Source organism: Arthrobacter sp. NPDC057009, assembly GCF_042673905.1.
Classification (GTDB): Bacteria; Actinomycetota; Actinomycetes; order Actinomycetales; family Micrococcaceae; genus Arthrobacter.
In genome coordinates this window covers 229,058-254,126 of the sequence record NZ_JBHUSB010000004.1, presented here as the reverse complement: position 1 = coordinate 254,126, position 25,069 = coordinate 229,058, and the positions used below count along the sequence as shown (strand labels likewise).

26 protein-coding genes are annotated in these 25,069 nt (G+C 67.0%); 6 read left to right on the top strand and 20 right to left on the bottom strand.

The annotated features are described in order from the left end of the window. Window positions 1-96: 96 nt before the first annotated feature. The 7 genes from ACFTR6_RS06795 to ACFTR6_RS06765 all read right to left on the bottom strand — a co-directional run bounded on the left by ACFTR6_RS06795 (window position 97) and on the right by ACFTR6_RS06765 (window position 5,833). A complete protein-coding gene (locus tag ACFTR6_RS06795) occupies window positions 97-585 on the bottom strand; it encodes a hypothetical protein (protein ID WP_076798133.1) in 489 nt (162 codons plus the stop codon). A gap of 5 nt (window positions 586-590) precedes the next feature. Continuing rightward, entirely contained in the window at window positions 591-1,349 is a 759-nt protein-coding gene (gene dapB, locus ACFTR6_RS06790; RefSeq protein ID WP_377957329.1) for a 4-hydroxy-tetrahydrodipicolinate reductase, read from the bottom strand. An 84-nt stretch (window positions 1,350-1,433) separates the two neighbouring features. Then, on the bottom strand, window positions 1,434-1,919 hold the full coding sequence (locus ACFTR6_RS06785) for a molybdenum cofactor biosynthesis protein MoaE (protein ID WP_087873530.1): 486 nt from the start codon (window positions 1,917-1,919) through the stop codon (window positions 1,434-1,436). After that, entirely contained in the window at window positions 1,909-2,436 is a 528-nt protein-coding gene (locus ACFTR6_RS06780) for a MogA/MoaB family molybdenum cofactor biosynthesis protein (RefSeq protein ID WP_377957328.1), read from the bottom strand. The genes ACFTR6_RS06785 and ACFTR6_RS06780 overlap by 11 nt, the downstream gene beginning before the upstream one ends. Continuing rightward, window positions 2,433-2,927 (bottom strand): cyclic pyranopterin monophosphate synthase MoaC, encoded by a 495-nt coding sequence (gene moaC / locus ACFTR6_RS06775; protein WP_076798137.1) that lies wholly within the window; start codon window positions 2,925-2,927, stop codon window positions 2,433-2,435. The genes ACFTR6_RS06780 and moaC overlap by 4 nt, the downstream gene beginning before the upstream one ends. Continuing rightward, a complete protein-coding gene (gene glp, locus ACFTR6_RS06770) occupies window positions 2,915-4,249 on the bottom strand; it encodes a gephyrin-like molybdotransferase Glp (RefSeq protein ID WP_377957327.1) in 1,335 nt (444 codons plus the stop codon). Before glp ends, moaC begins: the two co-directional genes overlap by 13 nt. A gap of 18 nt (window positions 4,250-4,267) precedes the next feature. Next, window positions 4,268-5,833 carry a molybdopterin-dependent oxidoreductase gene (locus ACFTR6_RS06765; protein WP_377957326.1) on the bottom strand — a complete coding sequence of 522 codons (1,566 nt, stop codon included), beginning with the start codon at window positions 5,831-5,833 and terminating at the stop codon, window positions 4,268-4,270. 152 nt (window positions 5,834-5,985) lie between these two features. On the opposite strand from ACFTR6_RS06765, the gene moaA reads away from it, so the two are divergent. The 3 genes from moaA to ACFTR6_RS06750 all read left to right on the top strand — a co-directional run bounded on the left by moaA (window position 5,986) and on the right by ACFTR6_RS06750 (window position 8,029). After that, complete coding sequence (moaA, locus tag ACFTR6_RS06760) at window positions 5,986-7,170, top strand: GTP 3',8-cyclase MoaA (RefSeq protein ID WP_377957325.1); 1,185 nt, start codon at window positions 5,986-5,988, stop codon at window positions 7,168-7,170. 3 nt (window positions 7,171-7,173) lie between these two features. Beyond that, window positions 7,174-7,440: a MoaD/ThiS family protein gene (locus tag ACFTR6_RS06755; protein ID WP_087873535.1), complete on the top strand. Its 267-nt coding sequence runs from the start codon at window positions 7,174-7,176 to the stop codon at window positions 7,438-7,440. A gap of 307 nt (window positions 7,441-7,747) precedes the next feature. Beyond that, window positions 7,748-8,029: a hypothetical protein gene (locus ACFTR6_RS06750; protein ID WP_087873536.1), complete on the top strand. Its 282-nt coding sequence runs from the start codon at window positions 7,748-7,750 to the stop codon at window positions 8,027-8,029. Window positions 8,030-8,054: 25 nt separating this feature from the next. Here ACFTR6_RS06750 and ACFTR6_RS06745 read toward each other — a convergent pair whose 3' ends face one another. The 7 genes from ACFTR6_RS06745 to ACFTR6_RS06715 form a co-directional block, all read right to left on the bottom strand. Continuing rightward, entirely contained in the window at window positions 8,055-8,534 is a 480-nt protein-coding gene (locus tag ACFTR6_RS06745; protein ID WP_087873537.1) for a DUF1579 family protein, read from the bottom strand. 14 nt (window positions 8,535-8,548) lie between these two features. Beyond that, window positions 8,549-9,892 carry a pitrilysin family protein gene (locus ACFTR6_RS06740; protein ID WP_087873538.1) on the bottom strand — a complete coding sequence of 448 codons (1,344 nt, stop codon included), beginning with the start codon at window positions 9,890-9,892 and terminating at the stop codon, window positions 8,549-8,551. 195 nt (window positions 9,893-10,087) lie between these two features. Continuing rightward, window positions 10,088-12,352, bottom strand: coding sequence for a polyribonucleotide nucleotidyltransferase (locus tag ACFTR6_RS06735; RefSeq protein ID WP_377957333.1), 2,265 nt, complete (start codon window positions 12,350-12,352; stop codon window positions 10,088-10,090). Window positions 12,353-12,591: 239 nt separating this feature from the next. Beyond that, window positions 12,592-12,861, bottom strand: coding sequence for a 30S ribosomal protein S15 (gene rpsO, locus ACFTR6_RS06730; RefSeq protein WP_003798808.1), 270 nt, complete (start codon window positions 12,859-12,861; stop codon window positions 12,592-12,594). Between the two features lie 179 nt (window positions 12,862-13,040). After that, a complete protein-coding gene (gene kynU, locus ACFTR6_RS06725; RefSeq protein ID WP_377957324.1) occupies window positions 13,041-14,279 on the bottom strand; it encodes a kynureninase in 1,239 nt (412 codons plus the stop codon). Then, window positions 14,276-15,130 carry a tryptophan 2,3-dioxygenase gene (gene kynA, locus ACFTR6_RS06720; protein ID WP_076798147.1) on the bottom strand — a complete coding sequence of 285 codons (855 nt, stop codon included), beginning with the start codon at window positions 15,128-15,130 and terminating at the stop codon, window positions 14,276-14,278. Before kynA ends, kynU begins: the two co-directional genes overlap by 4 nt. 84 nt (window positions 15,131-15,214) lie before the next feature. After that, a complete protein-coding gene (locus tag ACFTR6_RS06715) occupies window positions 15,215-16,198 on the bottom strand; it encodes a bifunctional riboflavin kinase/FAD synthetase (protein WP_076798148.1) in 984 nt (327 codons plus the stop codon). A 278-nt stretch (window positions 16,199-16,476) separates the two neighbouring features. On the opposite strand from ACFTR6_RS06715, the gene ACFTR6_RS06710 reads away from it, so the two are divergent. Beyond that, window positions 16,477-17,196 (top strand): DUF937 domain-containing protein, encoded by a 720-nt coding sequence (locus ACFTR6_RS06710; RefSeq protein ID WP_377957323.1) that lies wholly within the window; start codon window positions 16,477-16,479, stop codon window positions 17,194-17,196. A 24-nt stretch (window positions 17,197-17,220) separates the two neighbouring features. On the opposite strand, the gene ACFTR6_RS06705 is transcribed toward ACFTR6_RS06710, so the two are convergent. Genes ACFTR6_RS06705 through truB form a run of 3 tightly spaced genes read right to left on the bottom strand, consistent with a single transcriptional unit; the run spans window position 17,221 to window position 19,047 of the window. Beyond that, window positions 17,221-17,676 carry a hypothetical protein gene (locus ACFTR6_RS06705; RefSeq protein WP_377957322.1) on the bottom strand — a complete coding sequence of 152 codons (456 nt, stop codon included), beginning with the start codon at window positions 17,674-17,676 and terminating at the stop codon, window positions 17,221-17,223. Between the two features lies 1 nt (window position 17,677). Beyond that, the gene (locus ACFTR6_RS06700; RefSeq protein WP_087873544.1) at window positions 17,678-18,031 is read right to left on the bottom strand and encodes a hypothetical protein; all 354 of its coding nucleotides are present in this window, start codon (window positions 18,029-18,031) and stop codon (window positions 17,678-17,680) included. A gap of 2 nt (window positions 18,032-18,033) precedes the next feature. Then, entirely contained in the window at window positions 18,034-19,047 is a 1,014-nt protein-coding gene (gene truB, locus ACFTR6_RS06695; protein ID WP_076798152.1) for a tRNA pseudouridine(55) synthase TruB, read from the bottom strand. A gap of 85 nt (window positions 19,048-19,132) precedes the next feature. Here truB and ACFTR6_RS06690 point away from each other — a divergent pair, with 85 nt between their 5' ends. After that, complete coding sequence (locus ACFTR6_RS06690) at window positions 19,133-20,296, top strand: pyridoxal phosphate-dependent aminotransferase (protein WP_377957321.1); 1,164 nt, start codon at window positions 19,133-19,135, stop codon at window positions 20,294-20,296. 42 nt (window positions 20,297-20,338) lie between these two features. On the opposite strand, the gene ACFTR6_RS06685 is transcribed toward ACFTR6_RS06690, so the two are convergent. Both ACFTR6_RS06685 and ACFTR6_RS06680 read right to left on the bottom strand, forming a co-directional pair. Continuing rightward, window positions 20,339-20,824, bottom strand: coding sequence for a nucleoside deaminase (locus ACFTR6_RS06685; protein ID WP_377957320.1), 486 nt, complete (start codon window positions 20,822-20,824; stop codon window positions 20,339-20,341). Between the two features lie 135 nt (window positions 20,825-20,959). Continuing rightward, window positions 20,960-22,714 (bottom strand): DUF222 domain-containing protein, encoded by a 1,755-nt coding sequence (locus tag ACFTR6_RS06680; protein WP_377957319.1) that lies wholly within the window; start codon window positions 22,712-22,714, stop codon window positions 20,960-20,962. A gap of 516 nt (window positions 22,715-23,230) precedes the next feature. Here ACFTR6_RS06680 and ACFTR6_RS06675 point away from each other — a divergent pair. After that, the gene (locus ACFTR6_RS06675; protein WP_377957318.1) at window positions 23,231-24,352 is read left to right on the top strand and encodes a ScyD/ScyE family protein; all 1,122 of its coding nucleotides are present in this window, start codon (window positions 23,231-23,233) and stop codon (window positions 24,350-24,352) included. A 102-nt stretch (window positions 24,353-24,454) separates the two neighbouring features. On the opposite strand, the gene rbfA is transcribed toward ACFTR6_RS06675, so the two are convergent. Then, window positions 24,455-24,964 (bottom strand): 30S ribosome-binding factor RbfA, encoded by a 510-nt coding sequence (gene rbfA, locus ACFTR6_RS06670; protein ID WP_377957317.1) that lies wholly within the window; start codon window positions 24,962-24,964, stop codon window positions 24,455-24,457. Window positions 24,965-25,069: the final 105 nt, after the last annotated feature.

Below are 25,069 nucleotides of genomic sequence, written 5' to 3'. Positions count from 1 at the left end.
GTGGAATTGGACTCTAGACAAGCCCCACTCCACCCGGAGGTCTTCTTCATGTCACCGAACCACGCCGAGCGTCACTAACGTCCGTGGTCAATACACCTAGCGGGCCACCGCGTCCCCGGAGGCGCGGAACAGGCGCACGGCATCGCGCATGGACGAACGTGCGCGCTTCCGGTCACCGGAGGCGTCATAGGCGCAGCTGAGCCGGAACCAGGACCGCCAATCGTCCGGTGCCGCTTCCGTTTCCGCGCGGTACTTCTCGAACTCCTGGTCCGCGGCGGCGCGGATGATCCGGCCGGCCGGTGTGCGGGGCAGGTTGTCCTCCGGCAGGCCGCCTTCGGCCTCAAGCACCCGTGCCATCTGTTCGGTCCGGGCGCCAAAGAGAAGTTCCCGGATCAGTGCCCAGGCGCCGATTACCGGCAGCACGAGATATGCAGCACCGATGGCTTTGGCTACGGGCTCGGCGTCCGTCAGCAGCAGAACGGAGCGCTGGAAGGACACCACAAGATAGAAGACCAGCAGCAGTGTGACCGCGCCCACCCAGATCTTGGTGCGGTTTGCCTTCAGCCAGCCAAGAAGCGGTTTCACTTGGCTTACAGCCCCAGGTCCAGGTAACCGTCCAGACCCACCGTGAGTCCGGGATGCGCTGCAACGCTCCGCACGCCCAGAAGAACCCCGGGCATGAACGACGCCCGGTCGAAGGAATCATGGCGCAGCACCAGCTGCTCCCCCGGGCCGCCCAGCAGGACTTCCTGATGGGCCACGAGCCCGCGCAGCCGGACGCTGTGGACACGCACGCCGTCCACCTCACAGCCGCGGGCACCGGCCAGTTCGGTCGTGGTGGCGTCAGGGCTGGGACCGACGCCGGCCGCCTCGCGTTCCGCTGCCACCAGCTGCGCGGTGCGCACCGCGGTACCCGACGGCGCATCCACCTTATCCGGGTGGTGGAGTTCGATGATCTCCACAGATTCAAAGTACTTGGACGCCTTGGCGGCAAACGCCGAAGTAAGCACGGAGCCCAGGGCGAAGTTGGGTGCAATCAGAACCCCGACCTCCGGGTGGCCGGCCAGCAGGGTCTCCAGCGACTCCAGCCTGCCCAGGTCCCAGCCCGTGGTGCCCACTACGGCGTGCATGCCGTGTTCGACGGCGAAGCGGACGTTCTCCTCGGTGCTCTCCGGAACAGTGAGGTCCACGACGTACCGGGCACCGGCGTCGAGCAGGGATTCGAGGGAGTCACCGCGTCCCAGCGCGGCGACGAGCTTCATGTCGGGAGCGGCCTCCACAGCTTTCACGGCCTCGGCGCCCATGCGCCCGTTTGCGCCCAGAACGGCGACAGGAAGTTGTTGGGTCATGGGTTCAACACTACCGTTCGCCCCTGGGCCGGACGGAACCGGAGCACATGCGTTACCTCACGCTGAGTGTGTGCCCAGAGGCCCTTATTCCCCGGCCCCGACCCATTCCACGGTGCCGTCGCTGAAGAACTGTTCCTTCCAGATCGGCACCTGGGCCTTGACGCGGTCCACGAGCTCGGAGCACACCGCGAACGCCTGCCCGCGGTGGGCGGCGGATACAGCGCAGACGAGCGCCGGGTCACCGATTTCCAGCGGGCCCACCCGGTGCGCCACCCAGATCCGCACCGGCGGGGTCCCTCCCGCACCGTCAGGCTCCTCAGTTCCCGCCGCTTCGGCCTGTTCGGCCACCAGCTTCGCCACAAGGTCGTCCAGCACCTTCGCCGCCGTCGGGTGGGCACTGTAGCTGAGCCGGTCCACCGGCTTGCCGCCGTCGTGGTTCCGGACCACGCCGCTGAAGCTGACCACCGCGCCGGCGGTATCCGATTCCACGGCGGCGATGGCCTGGTCCACAGAGATGGGTTCGGTGCTGAGCACCGCGTGTACTACTTCGAACGATGCCTCAGTGGCCATGTCCGCCCTCCAACTGGTCGCACAGGTGCCCGATCACCGGGTCCAGGACGGACAGGCCGTCCATGACACCCTTGGGTGATCCGGGCAGGTTGATGATGAAAGTCCGGCCCGCCGAACCGGCATGCCCCCTGCTGAGCATCGCGTGAGGCGTCTTGGCCGTTCCGTATTGCCTGATGCCTTCCATGATGCCGGGAATTTCGCGGTCCAGCAGCGGCAGCGTCATCTCCGGCGTCCGGTCATCCGGGCTCAGGCCGGTGCCGCCGCTGGTGATGACGACGGCGGGTTCCTGGGTCAGGAGCGCCCGGATGGCCGCCCCCACGGGCTCGCCGTCAGGCACCACCATGACGGGATACGGCACAAAGCCGTGTTCGGTCAGCCAGTCGGTGATGACTGGTCCGGTCTCATCCCGGTAGACGCCGGAGGCCGCGCGCGTTGACGCGATGACGACGCCGGCTTTGCGACCGTGCACCTCGCCGTGGACGTGCGCCGCCCTGCCGTTGGGGTTGGGTGTGCTCACAGGGCCCAGTCCCCGCTCTTGCCGCCGCTCTTGGCCAGCACCTTGATGTCGGTGAGGACGGCGTGCTTGTCCACGGCCTTGATCATGTCGTACACACTCAGCGCTGCCACGGAAGCGGCCGTCAGGGCCTCCATTTCGACGCCGGTCACGCCCCGGGTTTTGACGGTGGCCAGGATGTCCACGGTCTCGGTCCCGAGCTGAAAGTCGACCGTGACTTTGGAAATCGGCAGCGGGTGGCACAGCGGGATCAGTTCAGGGGTTTTCTTAGCCGCCATGATCCCTGCAACGCGGGCCACGGCCAGGGCGTCGCCCTTCGGCAGGCCGCCGGTACCCAGCAGGGCCAGGACCTCGGCAGTACTGTGGACCGTCGCCGTGGCCGTGGCCTCGCGCGTGGTCTCCGGCTTTTCCGAGACGTCCACCATCTGAGCGGTGCCGTCACGGCGCAGGTGCGTCAGGGCGCCGTGGTCATTTTCTGCAGTCACAGCATCCATACTTCCACTTCAGCGCCCTCGTTAAGAACGGCGGTGCCGACAGGGACGTGCACAAGTGCGTTGGAGTGGGCCAGCGCCTGCACCAGGTGGGAGCTTTCTCCGCCCTGCAGCCGGACTGTTCCGTCGCCCTGCAGCGACCCGCGGCGGACCTGATGCTTGCCGGCCGGGGAGGACAGCGGCTGCGCCAGCCGGGCCCGGACCGCGGGCCTGGGCGCGGGTGCACCGAACAGTTCCCCGAGCACCGGCCGCAGAAACATCTCAAAGGAAACGAGGCAGCTGACGGGGTTGCCCGGAAACGCCAGCAGGGGAACGCCGTCGAACCTTCCCAGCCCTTGCGGGCCGCCTGGCTGCATGGCCACGTGCCCGAATGTTACGTCCTGGCCGTCCATGGCCTGCCGCACCACCTCGTACGCCCCCTTGCTGACTCCCCCGGTGCTGACAATGAGATCCACGGCAGAGGTGTGGCTTCGCAGCAGCGCCCGCAGGGCCTCCGGGCTGTCGGCGGAAATGCCGGCCCTCGTCACGGCCAGTCCCGCCTGCCGCAGCGCGGATTCCAGGAGGGTGCCGTTGGCATCGTAGATCTTGCCGTCGCCCAGCCGTTCCCCGGGCTCCACCACCTCATCCCCGGTGGTGACCAGCAGGACGGACAGCTGCTTGTGAACCAGGACTTCCGGCAACCCCAGCGCGGCCAGCAGGCCCAGCTGCGCCGGACCCAGGCAGGTGCCTGCGGCCAGGGCCTGCTGGCCGGCTGCGATGTCGCTTCCGACGGCGCGGACAAAGGTCCCGGCGGCCGCGGCCGGCAGTCTCACCTCGGCCTCTTCGCCGGCGGCCGGAAAGACGGAGGGTACGGCCTGTTCAATGGGTACGACGGCGTCCGCCCCGGCGGGCAGCATGCCGCCGGTCATGATGGGGACAGCGGTGCCCGGCTCCAGCGGCGCAGGACTTGCGCCCGCTGGTACCGGAGCCGCGACGCGCAGCCTCGTGCCGCCGTGGGGCACGTCCCCGGAGCGGATGGCAAAGCCATCCATCTGCGAGTTGGGAAACGGGGGGAGGCTCAGCGGCGCCGTAATGTCTTCGGCGAGGCCGCGGCCCAGGGCCTGGACCAGCGGCAGCAGCTCGGTCCGCTCCCGCGACAGCAGCGGTTCGAGGAGCTCCCTGACCGCCTGCCGGTGATCCGCGACGCTGCGGTGCGTGCTGTGATCATGCGTGCTGTGGTCACCGGTGCTGTGCCCGTGCTTGCCGGCGCCCGCATCAGGGGCGGCGGCGGAGGGCTCGGCAGAAGGTACGGCAACGTCGCCGTGTCGCTGCGAATGGCTGTGCATGGTCCGGCCTTAGGTGGGCTATGTTTTCACGTCCACTCTAATGGTGTGCAGGCCCGTGGCACCGTCCGGAGCCACCGAGCGCCGTTCCTCGATCTGCACAGTGCCTTTCAGGTCCGTCGCCCGCACCTGGACCTCGTGCTCGCCGGGCTGCAGGTCAAGGCCGAGTTCCCACTGGTACCACGTGTCCACTGAGATGCCCGGGGCGAGCCGGGCCGGCTGCCAGTTCCCCCGGTCCACACGCAGCTCCACCTTCCCGATACCGGTGTGCTGTGCCCAGGCCACGCCGCCAAACATCACGTTCCCGGCAGGTAACGAGGCGCCGTTGCGCGGCACGTCGATCCGGGATGACAGCTTGATGGGGCCACGCTCCGACCAGCCTCGCGGCGTCCAGTAGGCAACGTCGTCCGCGAACCTGGTGACCTTGAGTTCGGTGAGCCACTTTGTCGCGGAAACGTACCCGTACAGCCCGGGGACGATAATGCGCACGGGGAAGCCGTGTTCGAGCGGAAGCGGTTCGCCGTTCATGCCCAGGGCGAGCAGCGCATCACGCCGGTCGGTGAGCACTTCCAGCGGGGTGCTCGCCGTAAACCCGTCCGAGCTCCGCGACAGGACCATGTCCGCCTCCGGTTTGGGGCCCGCCATCGCCAGCAGCTCCCGCACGGGCCAGCCCAGCCAGCGGGCGTTGCCGATCAGGTCGCCTCCCACCTCGTTGGACACGCAGGCGATGGTCACGTGCCGCTCGATCAGGGGCTTCGCCAGGAGGTCCTCGAAGGTGAGCTCCACCTCGCTTTCAACCAGGCCGGTGACCTTGAGCCTCCACTCGCGGGAATCAAGCACGGGAACGGACAGTGCCGTGTCAATGCGGTAGAAGTCGGGATTAGGCGTGACCAGCGGGGCAACTCCCGCCAGTCCGATGTCGGCGCCGGCCGGAATGGGCGGTGCCGGGGATTGCGGCACGGGCAGCCGCAGGGCCCGGCGGACCTCGTTGACGCCGGCGGCTCCGCCACGCCAGACGGTGACGACGGCGCCGCCCACCAGGACGCCGGCGGCGGTGCCTCCCAGCATTTGGAAGAAGCCACGGCGGGCCGGTGCTTCCCCGGTACCGCCGGCTTCCCCGGCACCGGCGGCACCGGCGGCAGCCAGCCGCCTGACCAGCTTGAGCAGTACGGCGATACCGATGCCGGCTGCCAGGAGGGGAAGGACGACGGCGGTTGCGGTCACCTGGGCGCGGGTCAGAACCGCGGCCAGGCCCACGATGCCGAAGACCGCAAAGACGGCGACACCCGCGAAGCGCCGGCGCAGTTCAAGGACGCCTGCCGCGGCGGCGATCACAGCGATGGCCAGCGCCATGCCGGCCAGCAGGGCGAGCTTGTCCGCCGTTCCGAAGAGGCCAACAGCCCAGTCCTTGACAGCCGGCGGGACCGCATCGATGACGGCGCCGCCAAGGGCTGTCACCGTTGACAGTGAGGGACTGATGAAGCCCGCAACGAGTTCACTGGCGATGACTCCCGTGCCTGCTGCCACCGCTCCCGCAACCGCTGCCCACAGGCGCCAGTGCCCGCCTGGCTCATGGGACCCGTTCACCCTTCCAGCATAGATTCGCCGGCGTTTTCCGGCACCGGTGTCCTCCCCGCTGTCCTCCCGCGGTCTGCCGCATTTTGCGGCCCTGCGGCCCCGCGCCAGTCACCAGGCGGGACGGATGTGATCGGCGGCCCGCGGTGGCGTAGCCTGAATTCATGAGTGTTCAGCTTGGCATCCCGCAGTTCCGTGAAGGAGGCGCACCCGTTACCGGTTCGCAGCCCCTCCCGGCTGCCGGTCCGGCCGGGGTTCCCGCCCGCCCGGCTGACGCGCCTGCTGGCCTCGCGGACCGGTACGGACGCCGGGCCACGGATATGCGGCTTTCGCTCACGGACAAGTGCAACCTGCGCTGCACCTACTGCATGCCCGCCGAGGGGCTGGAGTGGCTCGCCAAGCAGGCGGTCATGACGGCCGAGGAAATCGTCCGGATTGTGGGCGTCGGCGTGAACCTGCTGGGCGTGCGCGAACTGCGCCTGACGGGCGGCGAGCCGCTGGTGCGGGCCGACCTGGTCGACATCATTGGCGCACTGCGGCAGGCACAACCCGAACTCCCGATCTCCATGACGACGAACGGCGTGGGGCTGGACCGGAAGGCTGCCGCCCTCAAGGCCGCCGGCCTGACGCGCATCAACGTCTCCCTGGATTCGCTGCATGAGGAGACCTTTGCCAAGCTGACCCGCCGCCCGTTCCTGGACCGGGTGCTCGCCGGGGTGGATGCCGCCTGGGCTGCCGGCCTGGGCCCCGTGAAGCTCAACGCCGTCCTGATGCGGGGCATCAATGACACGGAATCGCCGTCCCTCCTGGCCTGGGCGCTGGAGCGCGGCTACGAACTACGCTTCATCGAGCAGATGCCGCTGGACGCCGACCACGGCTGGACCCGCCGGAACATGATCACCGCGGCCGAGATCCGCGAACTCCTCTCGCAGGAGTTCGTGCTGAGCCCGGATCCGCGTGCCCGCGACGGCGCACCGGCGGAACGCTTTGAAGTACGACGCCGGACGGCCGGTTCCGCTGCTCCTGCCGGTTCCGCTGTGCCGGCCGGTGATTCAAACAGCCCGGTGCTGGGAACCGTGGGGATCATCGCCTCGGTCACCGAACCGTTCTGCTCCGACTGCCGGCGGACCCGCATCACGGCCGAAGGCAAGATCATGAGCTGCCTCTTCTCCCGCGAGGAGTTCGACCTGCTCGGCCTGCTGCGGCAGGGCGCCAGCGACCAGCAGCTCGCCGAACGCTGGCAGGATGCCATGTGGCTGAAGCCCAAGGCCCACGGCATGGACCACGTGGGACTGGACGCTCCGGACTTCGTCCAGCCGGACCGCAGCATGAGCGCCATCGGAGGCTAATCCTTGAACGTAAGATACTTCGCTGCCGCACGCGCCGCGGCAGGCGTGGATGAAGAGCGCTTCGAACTCCCGGCCGGATCCACGGTGGAGTCCCTGCTGGCCGCAGTACTCGACGTCGAACGCCCGGAACCTCCGGCCGGTACGCCGTCGCTGGAGAGGATCCTGGCCCGCAGCAGCTTCCTGCTGAACGAGGTGGCCGTCCGTGACCGGGCCACCGTGCTGGCCCACGGCGACGTGGTGGACGTTCTGCCGCCTTTCGCCGGCGGCTAACCCCACCGGGCCGCCCCCAACCCTCCCTCGCGTTTCGTCACCTTGAGACCAACGCTTCCTCACGTTTTAAACTGCTCCCCACAAGTCGGAACTGAATATCCCAGTCCAACTTCCGGCGAGCAGTTCAGGACGTGAGGAAGCGTCTGGGAAAACCCGACAGGATCTGAGAGAGCGTGCGGTCTGGCGTCTAGGCCTCGGAGTGGGTGGTACCGGCAGGTGCCGGGGCCTACCATGGCACTACCTCGCCGTTCATGCGCGGATGGGCCGCGCCGGGAATCAGGCCGAGGCAGGTCAAAGGAGACCGGAAATGTTCGCCCTGCAGATTGAACACGCCGTCAAGGACTTCGACATGTGGAAGGCGGTCTTTGACCGTGACCCCGCGGACCGGGCAGGCTCCGGCGTCGTGGCTTACCGGATCGGCCGCCCCGTTGAGGACGAGAAGTACATTGTGGTGGAACTCGACTTCGAGCGCCGCGACCAGGCTGAGGCGTTCCTGGCCAAGCTGCGTTCAAGTGTGTGGAACTCCCCCGACGTCGCGCCTGCACTTGCGGGTTCCCCGCAGACCCGGGTCATCGAGCTGGTGCGCTGAGCGCTCCGCCGGGTGCGGAGCTGGCTCAGGCGCGGCGGCAGACGGAGGTCATGAACGGCTGGAAGTCCTGGTCTTCCCCCAGGCGCAGCTCGGCCGTGTGGATCAGCACGTCCCCGTCAACGCGGAACGTGTGCCGGGCGGTGCCGCGGTCGCTGTGCCGCTCCACGGTGAGCATCGAGTTGTGCCACATACCGCGGGCCGGAGCTGCCGGCGGCCGGCCCATGCTGTCGACGTAGTACCAGAGTGTTTCGTCGTGGTCGGGGTCCACAGTGAACACCCCGTGGCCCTCGAAGTGCGAGCCGTCGGCTTCGGTGTGGCGGTAGGACTGGACGACGGCGAACCCTCCTGCAGCGCGGGTGAAGGTCACCTCAGCGGCGGCGGTGCGTGCCGGACCCCACGGGGACGCTGCCAGCTCAGTGGTTCCCAGCCATCGCCCGACGAAGATCTCCAGTGCCTCGTGCGCGGTGCCCGGTTGGGACGCGGGGCCCGGCTGCGGCTGGTCCATGAATCCTCCGTAAGTCAGAGCCCGAAGGTTTCCGATTCCTCGAAGGGACCGACTACCGTCACGGTCCGGGGTGCCGCGGCCAGTTCACTGGCCAGCTCCTGGACCTGCTCCGCCGTCACGGCCTTGATGAGCCGCAGGGTCTCGTCGATGTCCTGGTATTCGCCCGAGACCAGTTCGGCCCGGCCCAGCCTGGACATGCGGGAGCCGGTGTCCTCCAGTGCCAGGACGATCCCGCCGCAGAGCTGTCCCACCGCCTTGCGAAGCTCGTCTTCGGAAATGCCGCCGGCGGCGAGGTTGTCGAGTTCGGCGCCGAGGAGTTCCAGGACCTGGCGGACCTTGGTGGGCGTGCAGCCGGCGTACATGCCGAAGTAGCCGGCATCCGCGTAGGACGAGGCGAAGGAGTAGGTGGAGTAGACGAGGCCGCGCTTCTCGCGGATCTCCTGGAACAGCCGCGACGACATCCCGCCGCCGAGCACTGCGTTCAGCACACTCATGACGTAGCGGCGTTCATCAGTAGCCACGATGGTGGGGCAGCCCATGATGATGTTGGCCTGTTCCACCGGGCGGGTGACCACATGCAGCCCCGCGGTTCCGGTGATCCGGGCGCGCTCAGTGGAGCGCCGTTCCACGGGAGCCGCCCCGGGCTCAAGCGACCAGCCAGCGGAGTGGAGGGCATCCACCACGAGCCGGCAGACGACGTCGTGCTCCAGGCCGCCGGCGGCGGTGATCACCAGCTCGTCCGGGCGGTAGTAGCGGCGGTAGTGGTCCCAGACGGAGTCGCGTGCGACGGCGCGGATCGCCTCCGGAGTGCCGCCGATGGGGCGGCCGAGCGGATGCGTGCCGAGCACCGCGGCGACGAAGTGTTCGTGGGCGACGTCCGTGGGGTCGTCGCTGTCCATGGCGATTTCCTCGAGGATGACGTCCCGCTCCTGCTCCATCTCCGAAGGGTCCAGCACGGCGCCGGTGATCATGTCGGCGATGACGTCGATGGCCATGGGCAGGTCTGTGTCCAGCACGCGCGCGAAGTAGCAGGTGCTTTCCTTCGCGGTGGCGGCGTTGGATTCGCCGCCTACCTCGTCAAAGGCGGAAGCGATCTCCAGGGCGGTCCGCCTCTTGGTGCCCTTGAAAAGCAGATGCTCAAGAAAGTGCGTCGAGCCGTGCTGCCCTGGGGCCTCGTCGCGGGAACCGACTCCCACCCAGAACCCGATGGTGGCTGAACGCTGCCCCGGCATGGCCTCAGTCAGGACGCGCACCCCGCCGGGGAGCACCGAGCGGCGGACTTCCGAACCGCCGTCGGCTCCGTGGATCAGGGTGTCGCCGGGGTGGTTCTGCTCCAGCGGCAGGGGTACGACAGTCATCAAGGCCTTTCGGGAAGCGGAGCCAAATCTGCCTGCAATCGTACCAGCGGGCCCCGCCGTCGGCGTGGCTCTGAGGTGGGCTGTTTTGCCGCCGCAAGCGGGGTTGGGAGCGGGTTAAAGGGGGCGGGGCCGGTGGTACAACCAACGGCCCCGCCTGAATCGGTTCCGGCAGCATGCAGCTGCCGGAGTCCGGAACTACTCGGAGGCGTCCGAGCCTTCTGCCGGAGCCGAAGCGGAAACGCGGTCGGCTTCGCCGGCGCCTTCCTCTTCAGCAACCACGGGCGACAGGGACAGCTTTCCGCGGTCGTCGATCTTGGTGATCTCGACCTGGATCTTCTGGCCCACGGAGACGACGTCTTCCACGTTGTCCACGCGCTTGCCGCCGGCGATCTTGCGCAGCTCGGAGATGTGCAGCAGGCCGTCCTTGCCCGGGGTCAGGGACACGAACGCGCCGAAGGTGGTGGTCTTGACGACCGTGCCCAGGTAGCGTTCGCCGACCTCAGGAACCTGCGGGTTGGCGATGGCGTTGATCGCGGACCGTGCTGCGTCGGCAGACGGGCCGTCGGTGGCGCCGATGTAGACGGTGCCGTCGTCCTCAATGGAGATGTCGGCGCCGGTGTCTTCCTGGATCTGGTTGATCATCTTGCCCTTGGGGCCGATGACCTCACCGATCTTATCCACGGGGATCTTGACGGCGATGACGCGCGGAGCGAACTCGGAGAGCTCATCCGGGGTGTCGATCGCGGCGTTGATGACCTCGAGGATGTGCAGTCGGGCCTCGCGGGCCTGCTTCAGCGCTGCTGCCAGCACGGAAGCCGGGATGCCGTCGAGCTTGGTGTCCAGCTGGATCGCCGTGACGAACTCGGAGGTACCGGCCACCTTGAAGTCCATGTCACCGAAGGCATCTTCGGCGCCGAGGATGTCGGTCAGAGCGGCGTAGCGGGTCTGGCCGTCCACCTGGTCGGAGACCAGGCCCATGGCGATGCCGGCAACAGCGGCCTTCAGCGGAACACCGGCGTTGAGCATGGACAGCGTCGAGGCGCAGACCGAGCCCATGGAGGTGGAGCCGTTGGAGCCGAGGGCTTCGGACACCTGGCGGATGGCGTACGGGAACTCCTCGCGGGACGGCAGCACCGGAACGAGCGCGCGCTCGGCCAGGGCACCGTGGCCGATTTCGCGGCGCTTCGGGGAACCGACGCGGCCGGTCTCACCGGTGGAGTACGGCGGGAAGTTGTAGTTGTGCATGTAGCGCTTGCGCGTTACCGGCGACAGCGAGTCGATCTGCTGTTCCATCTTGAGCATGTTCAGCGTGGTGACGCCCATGATCTGGGTTTCGCCACGTTCGAAGATGGCCGAACCGTGCACGCGGGGCAGAACCTCGACCTCGGCGGTGAGCTGGCGGATGTCCGTCAGGCCACGGCCGTCGATGCGGATCTGGTCCTTGAGGATGCGCTGGCGGACCACGTGCTTGGTCACCGAGCGGAAGGCTGCGGACAGCTCCTTCTCGCGGCCTTCGAACTGCCCGGCGAGGGAGGCAACAACCTCGTCCTTCAGCTCGTCAGCGGCGTTGTCGCGCTCCTGCTTGTCGGCGATCTGGAAGACAGTGGTGAGCTTCTCGGTGGCGGCGGCCTCGACGGCGGCGTAGACGTCGTCCTGGTAGTCCAGGAAGACAGGGAACTCGACCGTGGGCTTGGCGGCGCGGGCAGCCAGATCCTGCTGGGCTTCGCAAAGAGCCTTGATGAACGGCTTGGCAGCCTCCAGGCCCTCGGAAACGACCTCTTCGGTGGGGGCGGTGGCGCCCTGTTCCTTGATGAGGTTCCAGGAGTTGTCCGTGGCTTCGGCCTCAACCATCATGATGGCGACGTCGTCACCGGCAACGCGGCCGGCAACCACCATGTTGAACACGGAGTTCTCAAGCTGGGAGTGCTTCGGGAAGGCCACCCACTGCGAACCCTGCTCGTCGGCGACGAGGGCGACGCGGACGCCACCGATCGGGCCGGAGAACGGCAGGCCGGAGAGCTGGGTGGACATGGAGGAGGCGTTGATGGCCACGACGTCGTAAAGCTCGTCCGGGTTGATCGCCAGGACGGTGACGACGATCTGGACCTCGTTGCGCAGGCCCTTGACGAACGCGGGGCGCAGCGGGCGGTCCATCAGGCGGCAGGCCAGGATGGCTTCGGTGGAAGGGCGGCCTTCCCGGCGGAAGAACGAGCCCGGGATGCGGCCTGCGGCGTACATGCGCTCTTCGACGTCCACCGTCAGGGGGAAGAAGTCAAAGCCTTCACGCGGGTGCTTGCCGGCGGTGGTGGCGGAGAGCAGCGCGGTGTCCTCGTCGATGTACACCATGGCTGCGCCGGCTGCCTGCTTGGCAAGACGGCCGGTTTCAAAGCGGATTACCCGCTTGCCGAAGCGGCCATTGTCAATGACTGCTTCTGAGAACTGGATTTCGGGACCCTCCAAGAGAGTCACCCCCGTTTCTTTTGTAACGGAAGTCCAGCCGCATCAACCCAGTCCAGCATCTGTCTACTGGCCCTGCACCCGGTCATCGATCGAGACCCACGGGCCGGCTTCAATCAGCGAAGCTTCCCGGGGATCACTACCGAGGACCGCGAATGCGTGATGCGGTTGATCCTCCTGTTTAGTTTTTATGTACTGAAGAGGCGGCCCGTTCCGGGAGGAAAGGGCCGCCCCACACAAGACTAGCGGCGCAGGCCGAGACGCTCGATGAGCGAACGGTAGCGGGCGATGTCGGTGTTCTTCAGGTAGGTCAGCATGCGCTTGCGGCGACCAACCATGGCCAGCAGACCGCGCTGGGTGTGGAAGTCGTGCTTGTGCTCCTTCATGTGCTCAGTCAGATCCTTGATCCGCTGAGTCAGAACCGCAATCTGGACCTCCGGCGAACCGGTGTCGCCCTCGGACGTTGCGTATTCCTTGATGATGGACTGCTTTACGGCGGCGTCAAGTGCCACAATAACTCCTAGAGATGTGCCGTGAGGCCCGAGTCAGAAAATCACTGCCGGGGGTGCCGGAGCGGACTTCCACAGAAGATTCCGCATAAGACAGGACCCAGCAACCACGGACTGCAGCCGGATCCACCGCTTAGTTTACCGGCCGTATTGCAATCTTGTCGAAACGGCCACGGGGCGTCTCAGGCCTCAGGGAGCAGGTCCCGGATGGCCGCCATGCCACGGTGGAGCTCGGCAAAACCGGTGCTCAGCGGCGAAAGTCCGATCCTGATGCCCTGCGGCGCCCGGAAGTCCGGAATGACATCGCGCTCCCACAGCGCCGCGGTCACCTCACGGAAAGCGGGGTGGTCAACGGTGATGTGGCCTCCGCGGCGCTCCGGATCCCGCGGCGTGGCCAGCCGCACCCCGGCCGGCGCCAGCCAGGCGTCGTGCAGCTCCAGCGCGTAGGCAGTGAGCTGCCGCGACTTTTCCCGGATGGCGGCCATGCCGGCCTCTTCAATCAGGTCCAGGGTGCCGCGCATGGCGATCATTCCGAAGATGGCCGGTGTGCCGCTCAGGAAACCCCGGATACCGGCGGCCGGTTCATAGCCGGGTCCCATCTCGAACGCGTCCTTCCGGCCCATCCATCCCCAGATGGGCTGCGCCAGTCCGGGCAGGTGCCGGTCATTGACATAGGCGAAGGCGGGCGATCCCGGTCCCCCGTTCAGGTATTTGTAGGTGCAGCCCGCGGCAAAGTCCACGTCCCAGGCGTCCAGCTGCAGCTCCACGGACCCGGCAGAATGGCACAGGTCCCAGACCACCAGCCCGCCGGCGTCGTGCACGGCCGCCGTGATGGCGGGCAGGTCCGCGAGGTAGCCCGAGCGGTAGGCCACGTGGCTCAGGAGAACGACGGCGGTGGCCGGCCCCACAGCCTCCCTCACCTGTTCGAGGTGGACCCCTGAGGCGGGATCCGCCTCGATCCAGCGCAGGGTCAGGCCCTCCTCCTTGGCGATGCCCTCGACGAGGTACCGGTCGGTGGGAAAGTTGTCCGTGTCTACCACGATCTCCGTCCGCGCCGGATCTCCGACGGCGGCCAGGGCCGCCCGGATCAGCTTGTACAGGACCACGGTGGTGGAGTCGGCGATGATGGTCTGGCCCGCCGCGGCGCCGAGCACCGCCCGCCCCAGCTGGTCGCCGATGACCTGGGGCAGTTCCAGCCATTCCTCATCCCAGCCCCTGATCAGGCGCCCGCCCCAGCCCTCCTCGATGAAGGCGGATATGTCTCCGGCGGTCCGTTTGAGCGGCCGGCCCAGGGAGTTGCCGTCAAGGTAGGACAGCTCGGTCTCCGCGCCGACGAACAGGTCCCGGTAACGGGCCAGCGGGTCGGCGGCATCAAGGCGGGCGGCTTTTTGCAGCAGGGCGGTCCCTGCTTCGGTAGTCACTGTCCAATCTCCGTGCGCACGGCGAACAGCTCCGGGAAGAACGTCAGCTCGAGGGCCTTTTGCAGGAACGCGACTCCGGAGGAACCGCCTGTTCCGGTTTTCATGCCGATGGTGCGCTGCACGGTCCGCAGGTGGCGGAACCGCCACAGCTGGAAGTTGTCCTCCAGGTCAACCAGCTCCTCGCAGGCCTCGTAGGCGCCCCAGTTGGCGGCGGCGTTCTCATAGATGTGTTTGAAGAGGGGCACCAGGGCTGGCTCGAACTCGTGCGCTCGGGTCACATCCCTGTTCAGCACCTCCTCGGGAACATCGAAACCCTGGCGGTGCAGGTAGGCGATGAACTCGTCGTAGATGCTGGGCGCATGCAGCAATTCCGTCAACATGGCGTGGGCCTCGGGATCGGATTCGAAGACGGGCAGCATCTTCCTGTTCTTGTTGCCCAGCACGAACTCGACGGCGCGGTACTGGCTGGACTGGAATCCGGACGAATTGCCCAGGAAGCCGCGGAATTCCGCGTACTCGGTGGGTGTCAGCGTGGCCAGCACGGACCACTGTTCAGTGAGGGTCTTCTGGATGTGCTTGACCCGCGCGATGCCTTTCAGGGCCGACCCGAGGTCGTCTTCACGCAACCACTGGGAAGCGCTGCGGAGCTCGTGGAGCACCAGTTTCAGCCAGAGCTCGGTGGTCTGGTGCTGGATGATGAACAGCAGTTCGTCGTGGTGTTCCGGGACGCTGACGGGCTGCTGGGCGCTGAGCAGCGTGGGCAACTGGAGGTAGGACGCATAGCTCATCCGGGAGCTGAAGTCGCGCACAATCCCTTTGTCCAGTTTCCTGGTGTTCTTCTCTACCGTCACAGCGTCGCCTTCCTTGCCAATACTGTGTGCCGCGGGACCGCGTGGGGCGGGACTGCGGGGTGCGGGTCTGCGCCGTGCAGCCGGTCAGCGCTTGAACAGGATGTCGTGCGTCTGCAGGACGTCCTGGCGCATCTGCTCCACAAGGGCTTCAGGCCCACGGTACGCCACCATGCCGCGGAGCCTGGCGACGAACTCCACGACTACTGTCTGGTCATACAGATCGAAGTCCTCGATGCGTTCTTCGGGCCTGTCGATGACGTGCGCCTCCACCTGGCGGCTCACGCCGTCGAACGTGGGGTTGGAGCCAACGGAGATGGCGGCCGGCCAACGCGTTCCGGCCTCATCCACGAGCCAGCCGGCGTAGATGCCGTCGGCGGGAATCAGTCCGCTCGCATCGCTGGAGAGGTTGGCGGTGGGGAATCCCAGATCCCGGCCGCGCGCCGCGCCGTGGACCACCTCGCCCCGCATCCGGTGGGAGCGGCCCAGGACCGCGGCGGCGGTGCCGACGTCTCCCTCGCGCAATGCCTCGCGCACCCAGGTGGAGGAACAGCGGCGGTCCGTCCCGCCGTCGTCATGCAGCGGAAAACCCTCGGAGCCAAACTCGCTGATCACCAGCACTTCGAACCCGAACTTGTCCCCCAGTTCCTGCATCGTGTTCAGGTCGCCGGAGTTGCCCTTGCCGAAGCGGGTGTCGTGGCCGATGACGACGTGGCTCGCGTGGAGGCTGTCTACGAGGACCGAGCCAACGAACTCTTCGGGCGTCAGGCTGGCGAGTTCCAGGGAGTACTTCATGACCAGGATGGCGTCGAGGCCCAGTTCGCCCAGAGCCTGGAGTTTATCCTGCAGCCCCATGATCAACTCGGGCGCACTTTCCGGCCGGTGGACCACTGCCGGGTGGGGATCGAATGTCACGGCGACCGACTTGGCGTTGTTCAGCCGCGCCGTCCTGATGAGCTGGGACAGCACCTGCTGATGGCCGCGGTGGACGCCGTCGAAATTGCCGATAGTGACAACGGAAGGACCAAAGTCTTCGGGGACCTCGGTCGGATCATTCCAGATGTGGACCATCAACCTCGCCTTTTACTGCCTGCCAGAAATTGCTCCCGGCGCACTCCGGGCCGGAACTCTCTAAGGTTACCCGCAATCCCTGCCTGTCATGGACGGCAGGGGCGGACGGCCGGCGCGGACGGCGATGAGCGGCCGGGCGAACGGCAGTGCGGGCCTACCGCCCGCAAGTACGCCCGGTTAGGATGCAAAGGCACCCGCCCGGGCGCGTTGCCCTGGGCTTTCTCGAACATCAAGGCAGGAACGCCCGCTTGGATGAGCGGGCCGGAAGGAGCCATGCCATGAGCGACATCCAGGAGCTTTTGGGACAGATTCCTGTCCAGCAGATCGCCGACATGCTGGGGACAGACACAGCGTCCGCACAGGCCGCCGTCGAGGCAGCGGTGCCCACACTGCTAGCCGGAATGCAGAGCAACGTCCAGGCGCCGGACGGTGCAGCGGCGCTGGAGTCCCAGCTGGCCAGGCACCGGAACGGACTCGCTGATGGCGGCGTGGATCCGTCGCAGGTGGACACCCGGGACGGTGAAAAGATCGTTGGCCATGTCTTCGGCGGCCAGCAGGACCAGGTGGCGAACCGGCTGGCCGGAACGGCAAACCTCGGCGGAGTCGGCGGGGACCTTGTCCGCAGGCTGTTGCCGATCCTCGCCCCGATCGTCATGTCGTACCTGGCCAAGAAGGTCCTCGGCGGCGGCCAGGGTTCCGCCGGCCAGACATCCCCGGCTGGCGGAATTGACCTGGGGAGCATCTTCGGAGGAATCCTGAGCGGCGGCCTGGGCGGGCTGGGGTCCGGCGGACCCGGTCCTGGCGGACCGGGCGGCGGGCACGGTTCTGGCGGCCTTGGCGACATCCTGGGCGGTATTCTCGGTGGCGGTCCGCAGCCCCGGCAGTCCCCGGCGGCAGCACAGGGCGGGGAACCAGGCACGCTGCCCGCGCCGACGGGCCCGCGGACAGTGACGCCCGGTGAGCTGATCGAGGTGGACCTGCCCGACGAGAACCGCTAGCTTCGGGATATCAGCGGGACGGAATCACACAGCGGGAGCCGAGGGCCGCCGTCGATACAGCCAAATGAGGCCCAGGACGGGCAGGAACAGCGGAACGAAGGCATAGCCACGGCCAAAGGCGGACCACACGGTTTCGTGCGGGAACTGCACGGCGTCGAACAGGCTCAGCGCGCCCACGATGATGACGCCGACCAGTTCCACCAGGACGGCGACCAAGGAAACCTTGAACCACGTGCGGCCAGCCTTTGCCAGCGACACGGTGGCCACGACGTAGACCACGGCGGCGAAGGCGGACAGCAGATAGGCCAGCGGGGCCTCGGAGAACTTGGTGAGGATCTGGTAGCCGGCCCGTGCGGTGGCTGAGATGGCAAAGATGGCGTAGACGGCGATGAGGAGCCGGCCGGGACCGGTGTTCCTCGTGTTGCCGGGGCGCTGGCCGGTGTGTTCGGACGTTTCAGTCACTTTGCGTGCTTCTTCCACTTCAGTACCAGATCTGATTCATGCGGGCGGCCATGACGAGGGCGGTAACTCCGACGGCGGCCAGGACAAAGTTGCTCCAGCGGGTCCGTTCCAGAATGGACCAGTACACGGCGGCAACGGGCAGCAGGAGGGCGGTGCCCAAATAGCCCCAAAATTCCCAGGCCTCCCCGGCGATCTGCTCCCCCGCGATGACCCGCACGATGGAGCCCACGAGATAGATCAGCAGGGCCAGTTCGACGGCGGCCACCGAGAGGATAGTGATGTCGTTCGGGGCCTTCTTCATGATGCCTGCCGCCACGCAGATGATGGTGGACAGCAAGCCAACGCCCAGGATGATGTAGAAAAAGGCGTCCAACGCTAGGCCCGCCCGCCGCTGTCGGCACGCGAACCGTTAGGGACGCCGGCCCCTGCGTCGGAACTGCTGGAGGCGCCGGAACTGTTGGAGACGCCGGGTCCCGTTCCCGGGGCGAAGACCAGCACAGGTTTGGCGAAGCTTCCGCTGTCCGCGAGTAGCGCCACCAGCGAACCGTCCGGCGCGAACGCGGCCGCGGGCTTCTCCGCCGTCGCCGCCCCCGGTGTGCCGGCAGCGGCGCCGGCCGCGATGCGCCGGCCGAAGGAAATCTCCGTGGTTTCGTCTGCACTGAGCTCGCGGTTGGGCATCAACGCCCTGGCCGCCTGGGACATTTCCAGGACTTCGAGGTCTTCGGCGAGCTGCTCGAGGGTGCGGGCCTGGTCCAGCGAGTATGGGCCCACATTGGTCCGGCGCAGCGCAGTCAGGTGGCCACCGACGCCGAGCGAATTTCCAAGGTCCCGTGCCAGGGCACGGATGTATGTGCCCGACGAGCATTCAACCGTCACGTCGATGTCCACCACATCCGTGTCGTGCCCTGCGGCGTGGTCCCGGCGGATTTCGTGAATGTCGAAGCGGTGGATGGTGACCGGCCGGGCAGCCAGCTGGACGTCTTCCCCGGAACGGACACGGGCATAGGAGCGCTCACCGTTGACCTTGATGGCACTGACGCTGCTGGGAACCTGCTGGATCTCCCCCGTCAGGGAGTCCACTCCGGAGCGGATGGCGTCCTCGGTCAGGGACGCTGCGCTGGTCCGGCTCACCACTTCGCCTTCGGCGTCATCGGTAATGGTGGATTCCCCCAGCCGGATGGTGGCCGTATAGGTCTTGGACGTGCCCACGATGTACGTCAGCAGCCGGGTGGCCTTGTTGATGCCGAGGACCAGCACGCCGGTGGCCATCGGATCCAGTGTGCCCGCGTGGCCCACTTTCCGGGTGCCGGCGATCCGCCGCATCCGTCCAACCACATCGTGGCTGGTCCATCCCTGCGGCTTGTCCACTATTACCAGTCCAGAAAGCACGCCTATCAGTATATCGGCGACGGGGAGGGGCCCTGGGCGGCGGCGTCATCGGAGCCGCCGCTGCGTCCGGCATAGGATGGCAGTCATGCCCGAGCTTTCCGCCCACATACGCGACGTCCCCGTAAACCAGATCCGCGAGATCACCGAGGCCGCGTGGCGCACCCCCGGTGCGCTGATCCTCAGCATCGGGGAGCCCGGGTTCCCGCTCCCCCGCCACGTGCTGGATGCCGGAATCGCCTGCCTTGACCGCGACGAGACCAACTACACTCCCAACGCCGGCTTTCCGGCGCTCCGCGAGGCTTTCGCCGCTAGGTTCCGCGAATTGTCGGGCGCAGACATAGGAGCGGACCGTGTTTACGTGGTTGATGGCGCACAGCAAGGCCTGCACTTTGCCATGAGCCTGCTTCTGGCTCCCGGTGACGAGATCCTGATTCCCAATCCCGGCTATCCCACGTTTGCCATGACCAGCCGGCTGCTGCATGCCGTGCCCGTGCAGTATCCCCTGTATCCCGCCCACGATTTCCAGCCGCGCATCGCGGACATCGAGGCGCTCATCACGGACCGGACACGCGTGCTCGTGCTCAACTCGCCGTCGAACCCCCTGGGCGCAGTCCTCCGGGAGGACCTGACCCGGGAACTGGTGGAGCTGGCCCGCCGGCACGACCTGTGGATCATCTCGGACGAGTGCTACGAGGCCTTCACCTACGACGTTCCGCACGTGAGTCCTGCCCGGTTCGACAGCACCGTTCCCGGCGAGGCCCGCGTCTTCACATCGCTGACGCTTTCCAAGACCTATGGGCTCACCGGGCTGCGCATCGGCGCCCTGGTCTGCCCGCCCGGTCTGGAGCAGCGCATGAACAACGTCATGGAGGCCATCGTCTCCTGCGTGGCATCGCCGTCCCAGTACGCGGCGCTCGCCGCCCTGACCGGCCCCCAGGACTACGTGTCGCAGGCCCACGCGCACTACCGCGCCAACCGTGACGCCGCATCCGCTGTGCTGGCAGAGAAGGGCATTCCATTTCTCAATGCCCAGGGCGCGTTCTACCTCTGGGCGGATGTCTCGCACGTGAGCGGCGGAAACGTCAGGGCCTGGGTGAAGCAGTTCCTCGCCGAGGCCCGTGTCTCTTTTGCTCCCGGAACTGCTTTTGGTTCCATCGGCGAGGGCTGGATCCGCATAGCCCTGTGCGGGGATCAACGCGAATTGGTCGAGGGCGTGGGTCGGTTACCCCGCAGGCATCCGGCTCCGTAGAGGGTCTCTAGTTTGCTTTGGTTTTAGTAGTCGGCAGCGGGTTTAGTAGTTGGTCCGTTCGGCGTTGTTGCGCCACGCGTCGAATGGGCTGCCCGACGTCGGAACCGGAGTGTGGCTGACCGGCAGCAATTCCGGCCGGGAGCCATCGAAGTACTCATAGAAGACCGCGTCGTCAAAACCCGCCGCTGCTGCACCGTGCCTGTCGGCCGCGAAGTACACCCGGTCAATCCGCGCCCAGAGGGCGGCCGCGAGGCACAGCGGGCATGGCTCGCAGCTGGCGTAAAGGACTGCGCCACTCAGGTCGAAATTCTTCGTCTCAGCAGCGGCAGTTCGGATTGCCACCACCTCAGCATGGGCGGTGGGGTCGTTGTCCCGTGTGACGCGGTTGACTCCTTCGTGGACGGTGCCGTCGGCCGTGACCACCAGTGCGCCGAAGGGTCCGCCGCCGGCCGCGACGTTCCGTTCAGCCAGGGCCACCGCCTCGGTCAGGTAGCCGGTCACGTCTGCAGCTGATGGGTAGGCGCGCATGGTCTGATCATAGCCAGCCCGACGGGTGTGGCGGGACAGGTTTGGCCCCCGCATTCCGGGAGCCGGTGGGCAGTAGCTCACCGCCAGCCTGATTGTGAGGACAACGGATCCCTTGCATCTTCTCGCCGGCGCCCTTCAGTCCCGGTGGGGTCGTGATCTGAAGTATTGGTTGCGGCGGGGTTTTCGCCCCGGGTCCAGTTCTGGTGGTGGTTTGAACCAGGGCACCTGGTTGGTGACCTCGATGGTCCAGTTTTCCTTATGGATCAGGTGGTGGTGATAGCTGCAGAGGAGGACGCCGTTGCCGGTGCTGGTGGGTCCGCCGCGTGACCAGTAGGTGATGTGGTGGGCTTCGCACCAGGGTGCGGGCATGGTGCATTGCGGGAACGCGCAGCCTTGGTCGCGGGCGGTGATGGCTTTGCGGATGTGGGGCGGGAAGATCCGTGAGGCGCGGCCGACGTCCAGGATGCGGCCGCCGGTGCCGAGGACGACGGGGATGAGGTCGGCGTCGCAGGCGATTTTGCGGATCGTGGCCGGGTTCACCGGCCCGCTGAACGCGAACAGGGCTGTGCCGTCGCCGGTTCGGGCGGCGTTGATCGGGCCGGCGGAGGCTGGCTGCAGATCCTGAGCGCCTTGGGCCCACTGTGTGTCCAGCGCTCCTTGGAGACTGGCGGTGCTGGGCTGGCCCAGCCATTGCTCGACTCTGGCGAGCAGGTCGCGGTAGTCGATGGTGACCAGGATCTGGGGTCGGTGGCCGCCGTTGGCGGGCAGGGCGTCGGTGGTGAGGGCGGTTTGGCAGGCGCCGACGAGCCCGTCGAGGCGTTTCTGTCCCTGCGACCGGTGATCCAGGTCGATTTCCGGTACACCCGGGCTGTCCCACCGGGCAAGGACAGCATCAGGATCCGCCGCCCCGCTGGTCCCGCCGCCGGCGCCGTGGTCGCCGGTCCCGCCGCCGGCGCCGTGGTCGCCGGTCCCGCCGCCGGCGCCGTGGCTGCCATTCCCGTCATCGCCGTCGCTGCCATTCCCGTCCGTGTTGGGCGTGGTGGTGCGGGGGTTGGTGGCGGTGTTCATGGCGGTGGTGAGGGTTTCGAACTGTTCGGGGGTGGCGAAGATTTCCAGGTGGTGCAGGCCGTGTTTGGGGCGGCGGATGAAGGCGCCCTGGATCTGGCGGAGCGCGGGTTCGGAGGGTTCGGGGCCGTCCTGGTCGATCGCCTCGGCCCAGTGCCGGGCGACGCGCGTGACGAAGTCGGCGTCATTGTCGATCGCCGTTTGAGTGAGTTCGTGTTCCATCGCGGCGGTGCGGGCGGGGGTGGTGAAGTGCCGGGCCTGGTCCAGGGCGAGGGTGATCGTGGTCGCGGCGCGGGAGCTGACCTGGGCGGTGCTGACCGCCGTCGCGAGTTCCCCGTAGCGGGGCGGTAGCTGTTGGCCGCCGAATCCTGCCCTGGGCAGGATGGAGTCGGCCAGGGTGAGGCGGCGGCGGGCCTCGCAGGCGCTGATGCCCAGCCTGGTCCGAAGGAAATCCACGGTATTCCGGGAACCATCAGCATTGGGGTCCGCATCCGGGACGGGAACGGCGTCGGGGACCAGGGGTGCCGCGGCGGCGGTGAGGGCCGCGGTGCGGGACCTCTCCACGGCACCGGCGGCGACTACCTGCAGATGCTCCACCCTCCGGGAGAGCCGCTCAACCCGGTCCGCGAAATCAGCAGACCGGCCAAAGCTCCACAAGGCGGTGTCCTCGGCCGTGATCGCTTCCGACTCCAGCACAGCAAAGGCGTGATCAACCGCATCCATTCCGGCCGGGACGCTTTGAAGGGCGGTCGCACCCACGGAAGCAAACCCACCGGCACCGGGCCCTACGGCCCGGTTCCCGGTGAATCCCCCAACGGCTTCCATAAACCCATTCTGATCCGGGGGTCTGACAGTATTAGCTGCACCGTCCCCGCCCAGCCGGCCACCGCCGTCATTCCCCGAGACAGAACCCAACCCACCGGCACCGGGCCCTACGGCCCGGTTCCCGGTGAATCCCCCAATGGCTTCCATAGACCTATTCTGCTCAGGGGGTCTGACATTATTAGTCCCCGCATTGGTGACGTCCCCGCCCAGCCGGCCACCGCCGTCGTTCCCGGAGATGGAAGCCAGCCCACCGGCACCGGGCGGCCCGGTTCCCGGTGAATCCCCCGATGGCTTCCATAGACCAAGTGTGAGCCGGGGGTCTGACGTTAATGGTCTGACATTCTTCCCCGCCGGCGCCCATGGCTCCCATAAGTCCTTGGTAAGAGCACTTGGAGAGCATCGGCCCATCGACAGGCTCCGAAGGCGGGCCTAGAATACGCGCGTCGGGGGACCCGATTTTCGGACCACATATCGGTCTCAATGTTCTGGATGCGCACCATCGACATTGGAGACGGTATGGAAAAGCAACGAGCATTTTTGGCGGCGGTCGCGGCTGCCGCACTCCTGTTGTCGGCGTCCCCGGCGGGCCATGCAGCCCCGGCCGGCGACGCGAAAGGGAGCCAGCCCGCACCGGTTGTGCTTGCGAAAGGCCTCTTGAGTCCGCTCCACCTCAGCGACGGCCAGGACGGTTCCGTGCTGGTCAGCGAGGAATTCGCGGGGCGGCTGACCAAAATCGCCCGGGACGGCAGCAAGTCGGTGGTCTACCGGGATGCAGCCTGGGATGTGGCTGGCACCGACCGCCGCGGCCGGACCATCTACATCGCCGAGAGCCAGGGCGCCGGCCCCATGGATCCGAGGCCCTTGGCCGGACACATCAGGAGCATTGACGCCGACGGCAAGCAACGTACCTTCGGCGACCTGGCCGCCCTTGAGACGAAGCACAACGCCGACGGCGGCACCAGCTTCGGCTTCAAGAATCTCCCTGCCGCCTGCGCTGCAAAACTGCCGAAGGACGTGCCCATCTCCTACAAGGGCCAGATCGATTCGCATCCCTATGGAATCGACGTCTATGGCAGCACCATCTACGTTGCCGACGCCGGAGCCAACAGCATCGTTTCGGTCGACGTGAAGTCAGGTGAGGCTGAGACGGTTGCCGTGCTGCCGGCCCGGCCGCACACCTTCACCGCCGCGGAGGCTGCGGCCCTCAAACTTCCGGGCTGCATCGTCGGGCACACCTACCGGTTCGAGCCGGTACCAACCGATGTTAAGCGCGGACCGGACGGCTGGCTGTATGTCTCCGTGCTGCCCGGCGGTCCGGAGGACCCGGCACTGGGAGCCCGCGGAGCTGTGTACAAGATCAATCCGGACAACGGCCGCGTCAAGCTGTTTGCCGACGACGTCATGTCACCGACCGGCGTGGACATGGACGACGACGGGCACGTGTATGTCGCGTCCCTGTTCGGCAAGGGCGTGCTGAGGCTGTCTGCCCATTCCGGCAAGCAGACGGTGGTGCTTCCGGGTGTGCTCACGGCCGACGTCGACATCAGGGGCGAAACCGTCTATGCCACGGTCAATTCCCTGCCGACTCCGAATGCGGCACCGGACGGCCGCGTCGTGAAGATGCCGCTGGACGACTGATAGAGGAGAAGTTAAAAGCAAAGGCGCGGCAGGACCGTAAAGATCCTGCCGCGCCCTGGGCTCTGCCTGATGGCGCAGGTTCTGCCCTGCAGACCGGGAAGGCTAGCGGTTCCGGTCCTCATCGATTGAGTCGCCGTCCACCAGATCGAGGTCCTCTTCGTCGAAGTCGTCTTCGTCGATTTCCACGTCCGGCTGGACGTCGCTCTTGTACGGGTCGGCCTCGCCCGCATGCTTGGCGTTCCGTGCCAGTTCGGCCACCTCGGCGTCGCGCTGCTTCGCCGTGCGGAGCAGCTCCTCGAGGTTGGACGCATTCACGGGGATCTGGTCCGCCACGAACTCAAGCGTGGGGGTCAGCCGGGCAGTGATGTTCCGGCCAACTTCCTGCCGAAGCACGCCCTTGGCCTTCTCCAGCCCCTTGGCGGCATCAGCCTGCACGGCCTGGTCGCCGAACACGGTGTAGTACACGGTCGCATGCTGCAGGTCGTTGGTCACCCGGGCGTCGGTAACGGTAATCCCCTCAAGCCGGGGATCCTTCACCTTCCGGCCCAAAGCCTCAGCAACAACAACCTTAATCCGCTGCGCCATCTTGGCAGCGCGTGCCGGATCAGCCATTTTTACTCCTAGAAAGATTTGAGGGTACGACGGCGGCACAATAGCTGCGTCGACCGTAGCAGTTATCTGCCACGCACCTGAGGCGAGTCTACGACGCACCCGTTG

Coding starts and splice junctions, on each gene's coding strand:
- dapB (WP_377957329.1), bottom strand. CDS start 1,349: ATGACCCAACAACTTCCTGTCGCCGTTCTGGGCGCAAACGGGCGCATG.
- ACFTR6_RS06785 (WP_087873530.1), bottom strand. CDS start 1,919: ATGGCCACTGAGGCATCGTTCGAAGTAGTACACGCGGTGCTCAGCACC.
- moaC (WP_076798137.1), bottom strand. CDS start 2,927: ATGGATGCTGTGACTGCAGAAAATGACCACGGCGCCCTGACGCACCTG.
- glp (WP_377957327.1), bottom strand. CDS start 4,249: ATGCACAGCCATTCGCAGCGACACGGCGACGTTGCCGTACCTTCTGCC.
- moaA (WP_377957325.1), top strand. CDS start 5,986: ATGAGTGTTCAGCTTGGCATCCCGCAGTTCCGTGAAGGAGGCGCACCC.
- ACFTR6_RS06750 (WP_087873536.1), top strand. CDS start 7,748: ATGTTCGCCCTGCAGATTGAACACGCCGTCAAGGACTTCGACATGTGG.
- ACFTR6_RS06745 (WP_087873537.1), bottom strand. CDS start 8,534: ATGGACCAGCCGCAGCCGGGCCCCGCGTCCCAACCGGGCACCGCGCAC.
- ACFTR6_RS06740 (WP_087873538.1), bottom strand. CDS start 9,892: ATGACTGTCGTACCCCTGCCGCTGGAGCAGAACCACCCCGGCGACACC.
- ACFTR6_RS06715 (WP_076798148.1), bottom strand. CDS start 16,198: ATGGTCCACATCTGGAATGATCCGACCGAGGTCCCCGAAGACTTTGGT.
- ACFTR6_RS06710 (WP_377957323.1), top strand. CDS start 16,477: ATGAGCGACATCCAGGAGCTTTTGGGACAGATTCCTGTCCAGCAGATC.
- ACFTR6_RS06690 (WP_377957321.1), top strand. CDS start 19,133: ATGCCCGAGCTTTCCGCCCACATACGCGACGTCCCCGTAAACCAGATC.
- ACFTR6_RS06685 (WP_377957320.1), bottom strand. CDS start 20,824: ATGCGCGCCTACCCATCAGCTGCAGACGTGACCGGCTACCTGACCGAG.
- ACFTR6_RS06680 (WP_377957319.1), bottom strand. CDS start 22,714: ATGGAAGCCGTTGGGGGATTCACCGGGAACCGGGCCGTAGGGCCCGGT.
- ACFTR6_RS06675 (WP_377957318.1), top strand. CDS start 23,231: ATGGAAAAGCAACGAGCATTTTTGGCGGCGGTCGCGGCTGCCGCACTC.
- rbfA (WP_377957317.1), bottom strand. CDS start 24,964: ATGGCTGATCCGGCACGCGCTGCCAAGATGGCGCAGCGGATTAAGGTT.